16 protein-coding genes and 1 other annotated feature (1 of these 17 only partly in view) are annotated in these 16,432 nt (G+C 30.6%); of the genes, 9 read left to right on the forward strand and 7 right to left on the reverse strand.

Annotation, left to right across the window (positions count from 1 at the left end; translation table 11 throughout):
• Positions 1 to 100: a binding site (T-box leader), on the forward strand (it extends 114 nt beyond the left edge of the window).
• Positions 101 to 299: 199 nt separating this feature from the next.
• Both ACJDU8_RS03095 and ACJDU8_RS03100 read left to right on the forward strand, forming a co-directional pair.
• A complete protein-coding gene (locus ACJDU8_RS03095; RefSeq protein ID WP_406790687.1) occupies positions 300 to 2,948 on the forward strand; it encodes a valine--tRNA ligase in 2,649 nt (882 codons plus the stop codon).
• A gap of 18 nt (positions 2,949 to 2,966) precedes the next feature.
• Positions 2,967 to 4,310, forward strand: a complete 1,344-nt coding sequence (locus ACJDU8_RS03100) for a bifunctional folylpolyglutamate synthase/dihydrofolate synthase (protein ID WP_406790688.1) — start codon at positions 2,967 to 2,969, stop codon at positions 4,308 to 4,310.
• Between the two features lie 113 nt (positions 4,311 to 4,423).
• Here ACJDU8_RS03100 and ACJDU8_RS03105 read toward each other — a convergent pair whose 3' ends face one another.
• Positions 4,424 to 4,672 carry a TIGR03905 family TSCPD domain-containing protein gene (locus ACJDU8_RS03105; RefSeq protein WP_406790689.1) on the reverse strand — a complete coding sequence of 83 codons (249 nt, stop codon included), beginning with the start codon at positions 4,670 to 4,672 and terminating at the stop codon, positions 4,424 to 4,426.
• 139 nt (positions 4,673 to 4,811) lie between these two features.
• Between ACJDU8_RS03105 and ACJDU8_RS03110 the strand changes: the two genes are divergently transcribed.
• Entirely contained in the window at positions 4,812 to 5,699 is an 888-nt protein-coding gene (locus tag ACJDU8_RS03110) for a YncE family protein (protein WP_406790690.1), read from the forward strand.
• A gap of 5 nt (positions 5,700 to 5,704) precedes the next feature.
• Here the strand turns inward: ACJDU8_RS03110 and ACJDU8_RS03115 are convergent, their stop codons facing one another.
• Positions 5,705 to 6,229, reverse strand: coding sequence for a DUF4364 family protein (locus ACJDU8_RS03115; RefSeq protein WP_406790691.1), 525 nt, complete (start codon positions 6,227 to 6,229; stop codon positions 5,705 to 5,707).
• Between the two features lie 171 nt (positions 6,230 to 6,400).
• Here ACJDU8_RS03115 and pdaB point away from each other — a divergent pair, with 171 nt between their 5' ends.
• From pdaB to ACJDU8_RS03130, 3 genes are all read left to right on the forward strand, one after another.
• Positions 6,401 to 7,153, forward strand: coding sequence for a polysaccharide deacetylase family sporulation protein PdaB (gene pdaB, locus ACJDU8_RS03120; RefSeq protein WP_406790692.1), 753 nt, complete (start codon positions 6,401 to 6,403; stop codon positions 7,151 to 7,153).
• A gap of 223 nt (positions 7,154 to 7,376) precedes the next feature.
• Positions 7,377 to 7,874, forward strand: coding sequence for a hypothetical protein (locus ACJDU8_RS03125; RefSeq protein ID WP_406790693.1), 498 nt, complete (start codon positions 7,377 to 7,379; stop codon positions 7,872 to 7,874).
• A 91-nt stretch (positions 7,875 to 7,965) separates the two neighbouring features.
• Positions 7,966 to 8,709: a single-stranded DNA-binding protein gene (locus tag ACJDU8_RS03130; protein ID WP_406790764.1), complete on the forward strand. Its 744-nt coding sequence runs from the start codon at positions 7,966 to 7,968 to the stop codon at positions 8,707 to 8,709.
• Positions 8,710 to 8,752: 43 nt separating this feature from the next.
• Here the strand turns inward: ACJDU8_RS03130 and dapD are convergent, their stop codons facing one another.
• From dapD to ACJDU8_RS03150, 4 genes are all read right to left on the reverse strand, one after another.
• Positions 8,753 to 9,469, reverse strand: coding sequence for a 2,3,4,5-tetrahydropyridine-2,6-dicarboxylate N-acetyltransferase (gene dapD, locus ACJDU8_RS03135; RefSeq protein ID WP_406790694.1), 717 nt, complete (start codon positions 9,467 to 9,469; stop codon positions 8,753 to 8,755).
• A gap of 130 nt (positions 9,470 to 9,599) precedes the next feature.
• Complete coding sequence (gene hslO, locus ACJDU8_RS03140) at positions 9,600 to 10,487, reverse strand: Hsp33 family molecular chaperone HslO (RefSeq protein ID WP_406790695.1); 888 nt, start codon at positions 10,485 to 10,487, stop codon at positions 9,600 to 9,602.
• A gap of 16 nt (positions 10,488 to 10,503) precedes the next feature.
• Positions 10,504 to 11,247, reverse strand: a complete 744-nt coding sequence (locus ACJDU8_RS03145) for a class I SAM-dependent DNA methyltransferase (protein WP_406790696.1) — start codon at positions 11,245 to 11,247, stop codon at positions 10,504 to 10,506.
• Positions 11,248 to 11,370: 123 nt separating this feature from the next.
• On the reverse strand, positions 11,371 to 11,640 hold the full coding sequence (locus ACJDU8_RS03150) for an alpha/beta-type small acid-soluble spore protein (protein WP_406790697.1): 270 nt from the start codon (positions 11,638 to 11,640) through the stop codon (positions 11,371 to 11,373).
• A gap of 343 nt (positions 11,641 to 11,983) precedes the next feature.
• Here ACJDU8_RS03150 and ACJDU8_RS03155 point away from each other — a divergent pair, with 343 nt between their 5' ends.
• The 3 genes from ACJDU8_RS03155 (at position 11,984) to dapB (ending at position 14,803) form a co-directional block, all read left to right on the forward strand.
• Positions 11,984 to 12,979, forward strand: a complete 996-nt coding sequence (locus ACJDU8_RS03155) for an aspartate-semialdehyde dehydrogenase (RefSeq protein ID WP_406790698.1) — start codon at positions 11,984 to 11,986, stop codon at positions 12,977 to 12,979.
• Between the two features lie 44 nt (positions 12,980 to 13,023).
• Positions 13,024 to 13,905 carry a 4-hydroxy-tetrahydrodipicolinate synthase gene (gene dapA, locus ACJDU8_RS03160; protein WP_406790699.1) on the forward strand — a complete coding sequence of 294 codons (882 nt, stop codon included), beginning with the start codon at positions 13,024 to 13,026 and terminating at the stop codon, positions 13,903 to 13,905.
• A gap of 145 nt (positions 13,906 to 14,050) precedes the next feature.
• The gene (dapB, locus tag ACJDU8_RS03165) at positions 14,051 to 14,803 is read left to right on the forward strand and encodes a 4-hydroxy-tetrahydrodipicolinate reductase (RefSeq protein WP_406790700.1); all 753 of its coding nucleotides are present in this window, start codon (positions 14,051 to 14,053) and stop codon (positions 14,801 to 14,803) included.
• Positions 14,804 to 14,881: 78 nt separating this feature from the next.
• Here dapB and ACJDU8_RS03170 read toward each other — a convergent pair whose 3' ends face one another.
• Positions 14,882 to 16,042 carry a pyridoxal phosphate-dependent aminotransferase gene (locus tag ACJDU8_RS03170; RefSeq protein WP_406790701.1) on the reverse strand — a complete coding sequence of 387 codons (1,161 nt, stop codon included), beginning with the start codon at positions 16,040 to 16,042 and terminating at the stop codon, positions 14,882 to 14,884.
• Between the last annotated feature and the right edge of the window lie 390 nt (positions 16,043 to 16,432).

Here is a 16,432-nt window from a genome sequence, read left to right on the forward strand (position 1 = left end):
TGAACTATTCAGTAGGTAAAGACGGTTTCTTAATCGTTATTTTTTAAGAGCCTGTAGTTTTACAGGAAAAAAGGTGGTAACGCGGGCCTCCGTCCTTTATGGATGGAGGCTTTTTATAATGAAATTTATTTATCCGAACGCTACCATTGCTAATACCCCTAAATTTCTTCAAAGTGGGGGGATAAGCACTGCTACGCGCCTGGATAAGTTCTTCTAAGGTTCAGATGGAGAAAAGCATTATTTATGAGGAAACTCCACCTGAACCTAAGAATCACTTGATTATAAGAGGAGGAAATTTAATGTCAGAAAAAAAAGAGATGGCAACTACCTATAATCCAAAAGCATTTGAAGAGAGGCTTTATAATATTTGGCAGGAAAAAGGCTATTTTACACCTGAAGCAAATCATAATGAAAAGTCCTATACTATAGTTATACCCCCTCCAAATATTACAGGAAAATTACATTTGGGCCATGCGCTGGATGATACCATTCAAGATATAATAATAAGAACTAAAAGAATGCAAGGATATAATACATTATGGGTACCGGGAGAAGACCATGCAAGTATAGCTACAGAAGTTAAAGTAGAAAAGGAACTTTTAAAAGATGGAATTGTAAAGAAGGAAATAGGAAGGGAAGCTTTTCTTGAGAGAACCTGGGAATGGACTGATGAGTATAGGGCCAGGATAAGAGAGCAGATAAAAAAATTAGGCTGTTCTGTAGATTTCACGCGGGAAAGATTTACTATGGATGAAGGTTTGAATAAGGCAGTAAGAAAGTTTTTCGTAAAATTATATGAAGAAGGACTTATATATCAGGGAAACAGAATAATAAACTGGTGTCCTAAATGTCATACTGCCATATCCGATGCGGAAATTGAGTATAGTGAACAACAGGGCCATTTTTGGCATATAAAATATAAAGTAGTGAACAGCAATGAATATTTGGAGATAGCAACTACAAGACCGGAAACTATGTTTGGAGATACAGCTATTGCAGTAAACCCTAAAGATGAAAGATACAAACACTTAGTTGGAAAAACTGCACTGCTCCCAATTTTAAATAGAGAGATACCAATAGTTTCTGATGATTATGTAGATATGGAATTTGGTACAGGGGCGGTAAAAATAACTCCAGCGCATGATCCTAATGATTATCATGTAGGTAAAAGACATGACTTGCCTGAAATCATAGTATTAAATGAAAATGGAACTGTAAAACTTCCAGGAACCAAATATGATGCACTTGATAGATACAAAGCTAGAAAATTATTAGTGAAGGATTTAGAAGAACAGGGATTTTTGGTAAAAGTAAAGGAACATGTACATAATGTAGGTTGCCATGACAGGTGTGAGACCACTATTGAACCTATGCTCTCAAAGCAGTGGTTTGTGAAGATGGAGTCTCTTGCAAAGCCTGCTGTAGATGTAGTAAAAAATAAAAAGGTTAAATTTATACCTGAAAGATTTGAAAAGACTTATTTTAACTGGATGGAAAATATCCAGGACTGGTGTATATCAAGGCAGCTTTGGTGGGGGCATAGAATTCCGGTGTGGTATTGTAAAGACTGTGGGGAAGTTATAGTAAGCGATACAGATCCTTCAAAATGCAGTAAATGTAATTCAACCAATATAGAGCAGGATAAAGATGTACTGGATACTTGGTTTAGTTCTGCACTATGGCCTTTTTCTACACTGGGCTGGCCTGAAAATACAAAGGATTTAAAGTGTTTTTATCCTAATAATACCTTGGTTACAGGGTATGATATAATATTTTTCTGGGTAGCACGTATGATATTTTCTGGATTATATTGCATGGATGACATTCCTTTTGAAAATGTATTGATACATGGAATTGTAAGAGATTCAGATGGGAGAAAAATGTCGAAGTCTCTTGGAAATGGTGTTGATCCAATAGAAGTAATAGATGAATATGGGGCAGATGCACTCAGGTTTGCACTTATTACAGGAAATGCACCGGGAAACGACATAAGATATTACCCGGAGAGAGTAGAATCTGCCAGAAATTTTGCCAATAAAATATGGAATGCTTCAAGATTTGTACTTATGAATTTAGATGAAAATATAATGGATAAGTATAAAGAGTGCATGGAGTATAGTGATGCAGATAAATGGATACTTTCTAGGTTAAATACTCTGATAAAAGAAGTAACGGATAATATAGAGAAGTTTGAACTTGGTATAGCTTCACAAAAAATATATGATTTCATTTGGGGGGAATTCTGTGACTGGTATATAGAACTTGTTAAACCGGTTATGTATGGTGAGAATGAAAAAGAGAAGGGTGTTGCATATAATGTATTAAATAAAGTACTTATTACTTCCCTGCAGCTGCTGCACCCTATAATGCCTTTTATAACTGAAGAAATATATACTCATCTTTATGCTGAATATGAATCTATAACTATTTCATCATGGCCAAAGTATGATGAAGAACTTAAAAATTTAAAAGTGGAAAAGGATATGGAATATATTATAGAATCCATTAAAGCAATTAGAAATGTGAGAACAGAAATGAATGTTCCCCTTTCAAAAAAGGCAAAAGTATTAGTATACATAACAGAGAAAAATGCACTGGATACTTTTAAAAATGGAGAAGAATACTTTAAAAAATTGGCCTCTGCAAGTGGAGTTGAATTTTTAGACGATAAAAATAAGGCTCCTGAAAATGTGGTATCTGCAGTAACCACAGGGGCAGAGTTATTTATTCCACTTTTAGATCTGGTGGATAAGGACAAAGAAATTGAAAGACTTAGTAAGGAAAAAGAAAAATTAGAAAATGAAATAAAAAGAGTGGATAATAAGCTTTCAAATGAAAAATTCGTATCAAAAGCACCACAATCTGTTGTAGATGGAGAAAGAGCAAAAGGGGATAAATATAAAGAAATGCTTAAAACTGTAATAGAAAGATTAGAAAGCCTAAAATAAAGTATAGGATGTGGCATTATGAATTATAAGGACACATTGCAGTATATAAACAATATTGCTAAATTTGGAGTCAATTTAGGCCTTGAGAGAACAGAAAAAATACTGGAGCTTCTAGGCAGTCCACATAAAAAAATAAAAACCCTGCATGTAGCGGGTACTAATGGCAAAGGTTCTATTACCGTAATGATTAGTAAGATATTAATGGAGGCCGGATTTAAGGTAGGCATGTATACTTCACCTTATTTAGAGGAATTTGAAGAAAGAATTCAGATAAATGGGGAAAATATATCTCATGACGATTTAAGCAGAGTAGTTACCAAAGTATCAAAAATTGTAGATAGAGTTTTAGAACTTGGTTATGACAATCCTACGGAATTTGAAATAATTACTTGTGCTATGTTTTATTATTTTTGGGAGAAAAACGTACAGATAGCAGTAATTGAAGTAGGACTGGGAGGAAGGTTTGATTCTACCAATGTTATGATTCCATTTTCTAGAGAATATGGAGGCGGAGTTATGGCAAGTATAATTGCCTCCATAAGTTATGATCACATGAATATACTAGGTGATACTCTAGAGAAAATTGCTTATGAAAAAGCAGGAATAATTAAGAAGGGTATTCCTGTGATACTTTATCCCCAGCTAAAATCTGTTGAAAAAGTTATAGTAAAAGCATGTCAGGAAAAAGGTAGTGAACTTATAAAGGTTCCATTGAATTCTTCCAATCTTATAGGCGAAAATAAAGTAGATAGTAGAAGCAAAGAATATATACAACACATAGAAGTATGTACAAAACAATTTAATTATGACATCAAACTGTCTCTTTTAGGTAAACATCAACTGTTAAATTGTGCTGCAGCTTTATTTGCTGTAGAACAATTGTCCAGATATGATATTTTGGTGGATAAATCTGTAATACTTAAAGCATTGAGTAATGTAAGCTGGAATGGAAGACTTGAAGTTATGAATAGAAATCCATTGATAGTAATAGATGGAGCTCATAATACTCAGGGAATTTCAATGCTTAAAGAAAATGTACGTACCTATTTTAAATATAAACATATGATACTTATACTAGGTATACTGGCAGATAAAGAGGTAGATACAATGGTAAAGACCATTGTTCCTTTAGCAGAAAGAGTTATAGCAGTTACTCCTAATGATGCCAGAGGAGAGGAAGCCAATAAATTAAGAACTATAATAAAAAAGTATAATTCTAATTGTGAAGCTTTTGATAATTATGAGGAAGCTTATAGAAAAGCATTTTCATATTGCGGGGAAGAGGATTTACTTTTAATATCTGGATCGCTGTATATGGTGGGAGATATGCGAAAAATTATAAAAAAATATGGTATCATGTAAATAAAATTTACACTTAACGCCTTTTTACTATATGGTTTAAAGCTTTGCAAGTTAAAAAAACATTTAGTAAAATGGCGTTATTATTTTAGTATTCTTAATCATTTGTATATATCTTAGTTTTTTTTGATAAACTCTTTCAGCGCATTTGCCAGTTGATCGGGACAAGAAGTTCCTCTCCAGCCGCAGGAAATACCCTGCAATTTTTTTATTGCTTCATTTAAATCCATTCCCTCTACTAATTTGGATATGCCTTGAAGATTACCATTGCATCCTCCTATGAAGCTTACATTCTTGAGTTTATTATCACATACATCAAAATTTATTTGTCTTGAACATACTCCTTTTGTTATGTAATTGTACATTTTATCACCTTATTCTATAAAAAATAAATCCATAAGGTAATTATATAAAATATAATTGCCTTATACAAGAAAATAATTTATTAATGCTATTACCCATTTTGATAGATACTCATATTATATTTGTAAGGGGGTGGTGGTATTGGATTATCTTTACGTATGTAGCACTTCTTTTGACCTTGTATCAAAAGTTAATTTAGATACTTTTCATGAAGAAAAGAAGATATATCTAAAGTCTAATGATATGAATTATAGGGTTGGACCTCAGGGGATATGTGTAAATAATGATAAGATTATAACTACAAATAGATATAATGATGGCATAACTATAATAGACATAAAAAATGAGGTGCAAGAAGAAAGTCACTATATAGGAGCATGCTGTAATGATGCAGTAGTTTATGGTAATAATGCATATGTAATATGCGGTGATTTAAATAGTTTATTGATTTTTGACTTGAAATTAAAGAGAGTAGTGGAAGAAATACCCTGCGGAAGCCTTCCATACAGTATATGCTTAAATAAAGAGAGAAAATTATTGTTGATAGCTAATATGAAAGATGACAGCATAACTTTAATAGATTGCGAGAATAGAGAATATGTTAAAAATATAAGGGTAGGCTGCTATCCTACTAAAGCCATATTTACAGTGGATGGGCAACATATTTTGATATGCGAGAGCAACATAGGCTCTGAATTTAAGGGCAGCATAGCTATTTTATCTTTGAAAAATTATAAAATTATAAATAGAATTATTGTAGGGAATTCCCCTATGGATATTTACTGCAATAGTAGGTATGGGTTTGTATCTAATTTTGGTGATGGCACAATAAGTATTTTAGATATAAATAACTATAAAGAGAAGAAGAGAATAATTGTAGGGGGAATGCCAAGAAATATAGTGAAGTATAAAGAGAATTTATATATAGGTGACAATTATAATAATCTACTTATAAAATTAGACATGAAAGATGAAAGTAAAAAATATATACCTATAGGAGGGGAGCCTACAGGTATGATTATAAATTAAATCTTTTAGTTTTCCATGAGAGATTCCACAATTTTCTGATAAAGTTCTGAAAAATTTTTTTCCCATTTTTTGCATAACTCCTGGGCTTTTTTATCAGAATCTACATTTAATTTTATTTCCATTAATATAGAATCCTTCTCTGATATCTTTAAATCTACAATAAAATTATTTTTGTCTTTTAAAATATGAGTATTTATTGAAAGGTGTTCTTTTATATTTTTGCTTTGTTCTTCTAAATAATGGTCTATGGTATCTATTTTGTCTTTTGAAATTCTGCTTTTAAATAAACATAATACTTTTATCCCCTTTTCAGTAATTACAAGATTATGATTGTTTGTTTCATCTATCTGTTTGATAAAATTAGAAGATAAAAGCTCATTTAAATATTGTTTCATAGTAAAATAGTTTATAAAGTCATTTTCTAGTATAATTTCAGTTATGTGGTTATTTGAAATGGGCAATTTAATTTTTTTAAATATATAAAGTAATAATAATTTGTTTTCTGCCAGTTCTAAAGTATCTTCAAACATTATAAAATCCTCTCCATATAAATTCGAAATACTATAATTATATATATATTATAACATAAAGTATTTCAACATAATTAATATGTTAAACAATAAATTTTTATATTACTGTAATATTTATTAATATAGAATACTATATAAAATTATGAAAACAAATATATAGGGGGAAAGGAATTGAAGGTAAGACTTATAAAAAAGATATTCATGTTAACTTCATTACTGCTTGTAGCCATTGTAGTATCTATATTCACAAATTATAGGTATAAAGAAACTTTTATGAAAACAAATAAAAAGTTGCCTATTTACTGTGTTGACATAAAAGAAAAAAAAGTTGCTATAACTTTTGATGTTAGTTTGGGTGATGAGTACATTGACCAAATACTAAATATACTAGATAAATACAATGTCAAAGCTACATTTTTTATAGTGGGAGATTGGATAGACAGAAATCCTGACAAGTTAAAAGAAATATATAGAAGAGGACATGAAATAGGCAATCATTCAAATAGACATCCTAATATGACTAATATATCAAAGGAAAGGATTATAGAAGATATAAATATAAATGAAGCTAAAATAAGAAATATTACTGGTTCTGGAACAGAATTATTTAGGTGTCCTGAAGGAGCTTATAATGATACGGTTATAGATACGGTGAAAGAGTCAGGATATTATTGTATTCAATGGGACGTAGACAGTATAGATTGGAAAGAACAGGGAGCAGATATTGAATATAATAGAATAATAAAAAATACAAAACCTGGATCTATACTATTATTTCATAATACAGCTAAATACACTCCGGAAAATTTACCTAAAATAATAAAAAAATTAAGTGAAGAAGGTTATAAGTTCGTTAAAGTGGGGGATTTAATTTATAAAAATAATTATGAATTGGATAATACAGGGAAACAGATAAGTAATTAATTCAACTTATATTATAACTGTTATTGAAAAATAGAATAAATATGTATTATAATGGCAATATAGTAAATGAATAAGCCTAAAACATTATAATACATTATTTAGCAGCTAAAATGGAGTTTCCATCTTTAACTTGTCATTTATTTTCACATGCCTTGGTATAAAAAAATATATCCTGTTTAAAATAATTTTAAACTATTATATATTTTGACAGGAGGCAATAAATATGAAATCTATAAAAGTTATTGGAAACAGCTGCAAATTTACAACCTATCTGATGAGTCTACTTCATGAGATGGATTTACATTATAATATTTTTATAAATAATGATGATAATGAAAAGGTTGAATATATATTATTAAATTCTATAAATGAACAGTTTAAGATTTTAAATAGCGGTTATTGTTTTGTAAATATGGATTTAATAAGTGGAGAAAAGAGTAACGTAGATATATGTGGCTATATTATAACTTATGGATTGGGCAGTAAAAATACGGTTACTATATCTAGTTTAGATTATAATAGCGGTTTTGTATATTGCCTTCAAAGGGATATTATGTGCAGGGGAAGAAAAATTGTTGAGTCACAGGAAATTCCAGTAAACATTATTTTGAAGGATATAGAACAATTGTATGCTTCTATGATAGCCATAACTATAGGATTAATGGAAGGTAAATATGATAATGATTTGTTTAAAAATAAAATATTTAATGTTTTAATTTAAATATTTTAAGTATTTAAAGTATATTTTTGTTTTTCAATGAATACTTATATGTTAATGATATATTTAAAACTAAGGGAAAGAGGGGTTTATGATGGACAATTTAATGTTAAATAATAAGATCTATCTTGAAGGCAAGGTAATTTCAGAACTGCAATTTAGTCATGAAATGTATGGGGAAGGTTTTTATACTTTTAATATTGAAGTTCAAAGATTAAGTGACAGTAAGGATATACTGTTTATTACCATTTCAGAAAGGCTTATAGGAGGAATGAATATAAGTTTAGGGACAGAAATTATAGTGGAGGGACAATTAAGATCTTACAATAAATTTGTAGATGGGGCAAATAGGTTAATATTAACTGTATTTGCCAGAAATATAAGTTTATGTGTGGAGAGGAGCAAAAACCCAAATCAAATTTTTCTTGATGGATTTATATGTAAAGAACCTGTTTATAGGACAACTCCTTTTGGTAGGGAGATTTCAGATATGTTATTAGCTGTAAATAGAGCCTATAATAAATCTGATTACATACCTACTATTGCATGGGGAAGGAACTCTAGGTTTTGCAAATCCTTGAAAATTAGTGATAACATAAGAATATGGGGAAGATTGCAAAGTAGGGAGTATCAGAAAAAAATATCCGATACGGAAACCGTAAAAAAAATAGCATATGAGGTCTCTATATCAAAGATGGAAAAAGTAAATAAAGATAAGGACTATGAAGAAATGGAAGAAAAAGAAAATTTTCTTTCTGAAGATGAGAAGAGTTGTGAAAAAAGTGGGGAAGGGGAAGATAGCCTACGTGAAAATATAGAAGACAAACGTATAAGTTAGTTTGTATTTGCAGGGATAAAAATTTTATCCCTGCTGTAATTGTTTATTTTCTTAAATCTGCTAAAATTTTAGTTTTATCTTTAGTCATATCATCTACAGATTTTATTATTCTTGCAGGAGTGCCTGCAGCTACAACTCCTTCTGGTACATCTTCTATTACTATTGAGCCCGCTGCGATTACAGAGTCTTTTCCGATTTTTACTCCTTCCAAAATAACAGAATTGGCACCTACCATTACATTATCACCTATTTCACAAGGTGATTTGCTAGGAGGTTCCAAGACTCCTGCTACTACAGCGCCGGCACCTAAATGAACATTTTTACCTATTTTACCTCTGGCACCTACAACTGCATTCATATCTATCATGGTGCCTTCACCTATTTCAGCACCTATATTTATTACTGCTCCCATCATTATTACTGCATTTTTACCTATTTTAACCTTATCACGTATTATAGCACCAGGCTCAATTCTAGCATCTATATTTATTAAATCTATAAGTGGGATAGCTGAATTTCTCCTATCTTGTTCTATTCTAAATTGTTCAATTTTATTTTTATTTTCATCTAAAAATTTAGATATATCTGTACTCTCTCCAAAAAGAACATAAAAATTATTGCTGCCATAATATTCTATCTTTTCTAGATTGCAGCTTGATATATTGCCTTGGAGGTAAACTTTAAGTGGAGTGGACTTTTTGGCTTCTTTTATGTACTTGGCTATTTGGTAAGGGTCTGTAAGGTCGTATTTTGTTTCCATAAATTAAATCATCCTTTCCTTATTTATCTATTTTATGCACTATAATAAATTTTTATAGTAGTGGCATTTTCTGTTTTTTAAGCAAATTATAACATATAAATTTTTTTTAATCCATATAAAATATCATCTATTAAACTTTTTTACAGCTTTTTAGTAGTCCCCCGATGTCATCATGTGTAAATTTATAAGATTTATTACAAAAATTACACTTTAATTCTTCAGATTTTTTTTCAAGGTAGATTTGTTCCAAATCTTTTGCACCTATGCTTATAAGGGCCTTTTCAACTCGTTCTCTAGAGCAGTCACATTTATAACAGGGAGATAGTGTATCTAATATTTTTAAATCCATATCCTGAAAGATGGTGTTTAATATTTCAAGTATAGTTAGTTTTTGGTCTATCATATGAGATATAGAAGGAATTTCCTGCAATCTATAGCTTATCAGGTCTGATAAAAAGCTGTCTGCACCAGGCATCATTTGAATTATAAAACCTCCTGAGGCTTTTATGCTTAAATCTGTATCTACTAAAACTCCTAGAGCTACGGCAGAAGGAGTCTGCTCTGAAACTGTAAAATAATAAGCTAGATCATCTCCTATTTCCCCTGTTTGTATAGGAATCTGACTGGAATAAGGTTCTTTTAATCCCATATCTCTTATAACAGTCACATTTCCATTTGTACCTATAATTCCCCCTACATCTAGTTTGCCTTTATTATTGGGAGGTAGATCTGCAAAAGGATTTCCGATATATCCTTTTACATGGGCATCGGCATAGGAAGTTACAAGTACTCCACGGGCTATTCCGCCTCCGGATATTTTAAGAGTTAAACTGTCTTTGTATGATTTTAACATTGCTCCCATAAGACTTCCGGCAGTAAGCATTCTTCCAAAAGCGGCAGCAGCTGTAGGAGCACAGTTATGAATTTTAACAGCTTGGTTTACCAGATTAGTAGTTGAGGCCGCTATTATTCGAATATTGTTATTCTTGGCTGTAGCTCGTACTAATTCATCCTGCATTTTATTTTTCATCTCCTTATATATTTCTATTTACCACATAGACTATTCTTTGGGAAGTGTCATTAATAGCTTTATCCTGGTAATTGTCTAATTTAGTTATTATATTTAGATTGCAATCTTTAAGTACATTTTCAATATGTTTACAGCTATAAGCTTTTTCTCTGTGGTGTTCATCAAATCTTTCATATAAATCTTTATATTTTATAAAAAATGTAAGATACATGTCCACAATTTCATCCTCTAAAAAATTTTCCCATATATAAGTTACTTTTTCGCTGTCATAAGTGTAAGTGTTATTTCCCAGTATATTTGTGATTTTGTAATGAGAATTTATGTCAAATATAAATATTCCATTAGAAGTCAAATGATGAAATACATTTTTGAAGTAATTTTTTAAATTTGATTCTTCTAATATATAATTTGTAGAGTCAAGACAGCATGTTATAAGATCAAATTTTTTATTTAATTTAAGTTTACTTATATCTTGACATATTAAATTTATTTTTAATCCTTTATTTCTCAATTTTTTATCTGCTTCTGCAAGCATTTCATCTGACAGGTCTACACCCCAGGCAGTCTGAAAATGGGGGGCTAATTTTTCTGTCATGTTACCTGTACCGCAGGCTAAATCCAGATAACTCCCATTATTAATATTTAACATTTCACATAAGCTTATAATTTTTTCAGACCATTCATTATAATTTATATCAGTATTTATTAAATCATCATATATATGGGCAAATTTTCTATAACATTTCATCCATATCCTTGTAAAAAACCTATATATAAGGTTTTACTCCTTTCTTACAGTGTATATTATAAATTAAAATATATAATATAATTATCATTATAGTATATATTTTAATATAAGATAATATTTTTTCTATAAATCTTTGGGTTTATTACTATTGTTCAATAAGGCTTCATTTTTGGGGATATTTAATTCTTTTTTTCTCTTTGTCATTATGCCGCCAATTCTTCCTGTTTCTTCAGCAGTTAAACCACTCCAACCATAAGAATCAATTTTGTCTTTTAATCCCAATTCTTCAGCTATTTCATATTTTAATTTTTCCCTGAGTTTTTCTACTTCAGTAAGCTCCTTATGTGATTTTAATTTAGCTTTTATTATTTTCTTAAGCGGTGTTTTTGTCATTATTACCATCCTCCCACTTTTACTATAAATTATTTTTACCTCAAAGGCGAGATTTATACACGGTGACGGATGAGACTTATGAAAGATTTTAGATTATTTTCTTTCAATAGAGAAGCACATATGAATATTATGTGACATATATTATTGTAGTTACATCTAATATGTGTTATTTTTAATTCTAAATAATATTTATTTCTATTAACATATTTCAGAAGTTTGGTGTAAAATGTTATATAGATATAAATAATAAATATTTTAAATTTATTTTAATTGTACTAGTATTTATAAATACAATTTTATAAAATAGTAATAATATTATATAAAGTTTTTAGGAGGAATTAACATGAGTTGCAATTTAGCTGTAGTCGGATGTACTGGAATGGTAGGAAGAAAATTTCTTGAGGTGCTTGAAGAAAGGAAGTTTCCTATAGAAAATTTATATTTGTATGCCTCTGCCAAATCTAATGGAAAAGTGTTGACGTTTAACAACAAGGAGTTTACAGTAGAAGAGTTAAAGGAAGATAATATTAAAAATAAGAAAATAGATATTGCTCTTTTTTCTGCAGGCGGAAACACAAGTCTTGAATTTGCACCTGTGTTTGCAAAGTACGGGGCAGTAGTTGTGGATAATAGCAGTGCGTGGAGAATGAATAAGGATATACCTCTAGTGGTTCCTGAGGTAAATCCAGAGGATATAAAATGGAATAAGGGAATAATTGCAAATCCTAATTGCTCAACAATACAAGCTTTGGTAGCTATTAAGCCGCTTTATGATAAGTATGGTGTAAAAAGGATTGTATATTCTACATACCAGGCTGTATCTGGTGCCGGAGTAGGGGGATACAATGACTTGATGGAAGGATATAAAGGAAATCCACCTAAGAAATTTCCTTTTGCTATAACTGGAAATGTAATTCCGCATATAGATACCTTTTTAGAAAATGGATATACAAAAGAAGAAATGAAGATGATAGATGAAACTAAAAAAATATTACATGATGATACTTTAAAGATTACTGCTACTACGGTGAGGGTTCCGGTGGTATATGGACATAGTGAGAGCATAAATATAGAGCTTGAAAAGGATTTTGAATTAGAAGATGTATTTAATTTATACAAGAACTGTGAAGGAATTGTATTAAAAGATGATGTGGAGAATACACAGTATCCAATGCCTATAGATGCAGCAGGAAAAAATGAAGTATTTGTGGGAAGAATAAGAAGAGATTTCAGCTTAGATGCAGGATTAAATTTATGGGTTGTAGCAGATAATATAAGAAAAGGCGCTGCTACAAATGCGGTTCAAATAGCAGAATATATAATTAAAGATAAGAAATAAATATTTATAATAAATATTTTAAAATAAAAAAATGAGGTGTTTTTATGAGTTTATTTAAGGGTTCAGGGGTTGCCATAGTTACTCCATTTAATGATAAAGGTGTGGACCTGAAAAGATTGGAAGAATTGTTAGAGTGGCAAATTGAGTCAGGTACAGATGCAATAATAATTTGCGGTACTACTGGTGAGGCTTCTACTATGACAGAGCAGGAGAGAAAAGATGCAATAAAACTTACTGTAGATGTGGTAAAAAAGAGAATTCCCGTTATTGCAGGAACTGGCAGCAATTGTACTAAGTCATCTGTAGATATGAGCAAATGGGCAGAAAGTATAGGGGTAGATGGACTTTTGGTTATTACTCCATATTATAATAAAACTACGCAAAAAGGATTAGTGGAGCATTTTAAAGCAGTGGCTTCGGCTGTAAAAACTCCTATGGTTTTATACAATGTTCCAGGGAGAACTGGTATGAATATACAGCCAAAAACTTTGAAAGAATTATGTGAAATAGAAAACGTTGTTGCTATTAAAGAAGCAAGCGGAGATATAAGTCAAATTGCTAAGATGAAAGCCTTGTGTGGAGATAGAATTGATTTATATTCAGGAAATGATGATCAGGTAGTTCCTATACTATCCCTAGGAGGAATAGGAGTTATATCCGTACTTGCAAATATTATTCCAAAAGATATGCATAATATGTGTAAATTATTTTTAGAGGGTAAAACAGAAGAAGCATTAAAAATACAACTGGATTCTTTGGCGTTAACTAATGCCATGTTTATAGAAACAAATCCTATACCTATAAAAACTGCAATGAATATTGTAGGAATGAATGCTGGAAAACTTAGACTTCCACTCTGTGATATGTCAGAAGGAAATTTAGAAGTTTTAAAAACAGAACTTAAAAATTATGGTCTCCTGAAATAAAATAAAATTTAACTTATTTAGACTATTGTAAAAATGGAAGGTTATTTTTTAAATTTTAGCGTGGAAGATTAATTTCTTTCACGTTATAAGTTGTGAAATTAGTAAATTTAAAATATGTAAATATAATTTTTAAGGGGAGTTGTAAATGATTAGAATTATATTAAGTGGTTGTAATGGCAAAATGGGAAAAGTAATAACTAACTTGACGGAAAGTTCTACTAACTTAACTATAGTAGCTGGAGTAGATAAAAACTGTGAGCAAGCTAAATTTCCTGTGTTTCCTGATATATCAAAATGTAATGTAGAAGGAGATGTAATACTAGACTTTTCAAGGCCAGAGAGCTTAGACCCTATTTTACAATATGGCAAAGAAAAAAATATAGGTGTTATACTGTGTACTACGGGGTATAGCCAGGAACAGATTGAGAAGATTAATGAGGCTTCTAAGTATATTCCTATGTTCAGGTCTGCTAATATGTCTATAGGTATAAATGTTATAAATAATATATTAAGAAATATGAGTGCCTCTTTATACAAAAATTTTGATATAGAAATAATAGAAAAGCATCATAATCAAAAGGTAGATTCTCCAAGCGGAACTGCTTTATTGCTGGGAAATACTATAAAGGATTCCATATCAGAAAAGTTAGATTTCGTAAATGGAAGAGAAGGCACTAAAAAAAGAACTCATAATGAAATAGGTATACATGCCATAAGAGGTGGAAGTATAGTAGGAGAGCATGACGTTATATTTGCAGGACAGGGAGAAACTATAGAAATTAAGCACATTGCTATTTCTAGGGAAGTATTTGCAGTAGGAGCTCTAAAAGCATGTGAATTCATGTATAACAGAGAAAAGGGTTTTTACTCAATGGATGATGTAATCGGTGGTAAATAATAAGGTTTAAAGTTAATGGTTAAGAGTTATAGAAAAATTTTCTATAACTCTTAACTCATCATTTTTAACTCTTAATTACTAAAAAGAATCCATCCAGTTTTCTAATTTTTCCATACACAGCTTAAGTTTATCCATACTGTATGCATAAGATATTCTGACATGATCTTCTCCGCCTGGACCAAAGGCAGAACCAGGTACAATGGCAACACCAGCTTCTTTTAAAAGCTTTTCGCAAAATTCTTCACTTTTCATAGCAAAACTTTTTATAGAAGGAAATATGTAAAAAGCTCCTTGGGGTAGAGTTGTATCAAATCCCATGGATTTTAGTTTGTTATAAATATAATCTCTTCTTTTTATAAATTCATCTTTCATGTAATCTACATCCTCCATACAACTTGTAAGGCCTTCATAGGCTCCCCACTGGGCTATAGAAGGGGCACAAGATACATTGTATTGATGTACTTTCATTATTTCATTCATAATTGATGGATGAGCACATATATATCCTACCCTAAGTCCTGTCATTGAAAACATCTTAGAAAATCCACCTATCAGTATAATTTTATCTCTTATTTTTTTATATTGGGCAATAGAATGATAATTTTCTTCAAAGCACAGGCAAGCATACATTTCATCACTTATGACAATGGTATTGTATTTACATAATAAATTGAAAAGTTTCTTGTTATCCTCTTCAGATAGTATGGCACCAGTAGGATTAGAAGGGTAAGATAAAACCATTATTTTAGGTTTTTCACTTTCTAGTGTCTTCTTTAATTCCTTGAAGTCTATAGAGAAATCCTCTTTTAAAGTGTAATTTATTATGGTTCCTCCTAAAATTTTTACACAGCTTTCGTAAGCAGGATATGCAGGGGTTGGTATTAATACCTTATCTCCGGGATTTACCAGAGAGGTGAATGTATCCATTAGGCCCTCACTTCCACCTACGGTAATACAAATTTCTTCAGGGTCATAATATATATCTAAATTACCGAGGTGATTTGATATCTCTGTTCTGAGTTCCAGGATTCCAGCATTGGAGGTGTAGGTGGTTTTATTATGTTCAATGGCCTTTATCATAGCAGTTTTAATTTTTTCAGGTACATTAAAATCAGGTTGTCCTAAAGTAAGAGATATGGCGCCTGGATACAGAGCAACTTTATTATAAAATTTCCTAATACCTGAAATTTCTATATTCTTAACATTTTCTGATGCTGAGTTTTTTAATATGTTATTCAAGTTCTCACTTCCCATCTATATAACTAAATTATTTTATAACATATAGCCTAATTCCTATTATATAATTTAAGTTTTATAAAATAAACTAAAAATGTATGATTTAAGGTATGTTTCACTTTTAATTTATTTTTTACAGATGTAATTTGGGGAATCAAGTGATTCTTAGGTTCAGGTGGAGTTCGCTTATAAGAAATGCTTTTCTTCACCTGAACCTTATTAACAGTATTCTTAGTGTCTTTAGCACTTAGAATACGTTATCCTTTAGGAGAAGAACTTATCCAGGCGCGTAGCAGTGCTTATCTCCCACTTTGAAGAAGATGGGTGTTAGCAATGGTAGCGGTCGGATAAATGATTATGAGAAAGATTCTAAAAATATATTTTTAGAATCTT

It is taken from the genome of Candidatus Clostridium eludens, assembly GCF_045310515.1.
GTDB classification, from domain to species: domain Bacteria; phylum Bacillota; class Clostridia; order Clostridiales; family Clostridiaceae; genus Clostridium_B; species Clostridium_B eludens.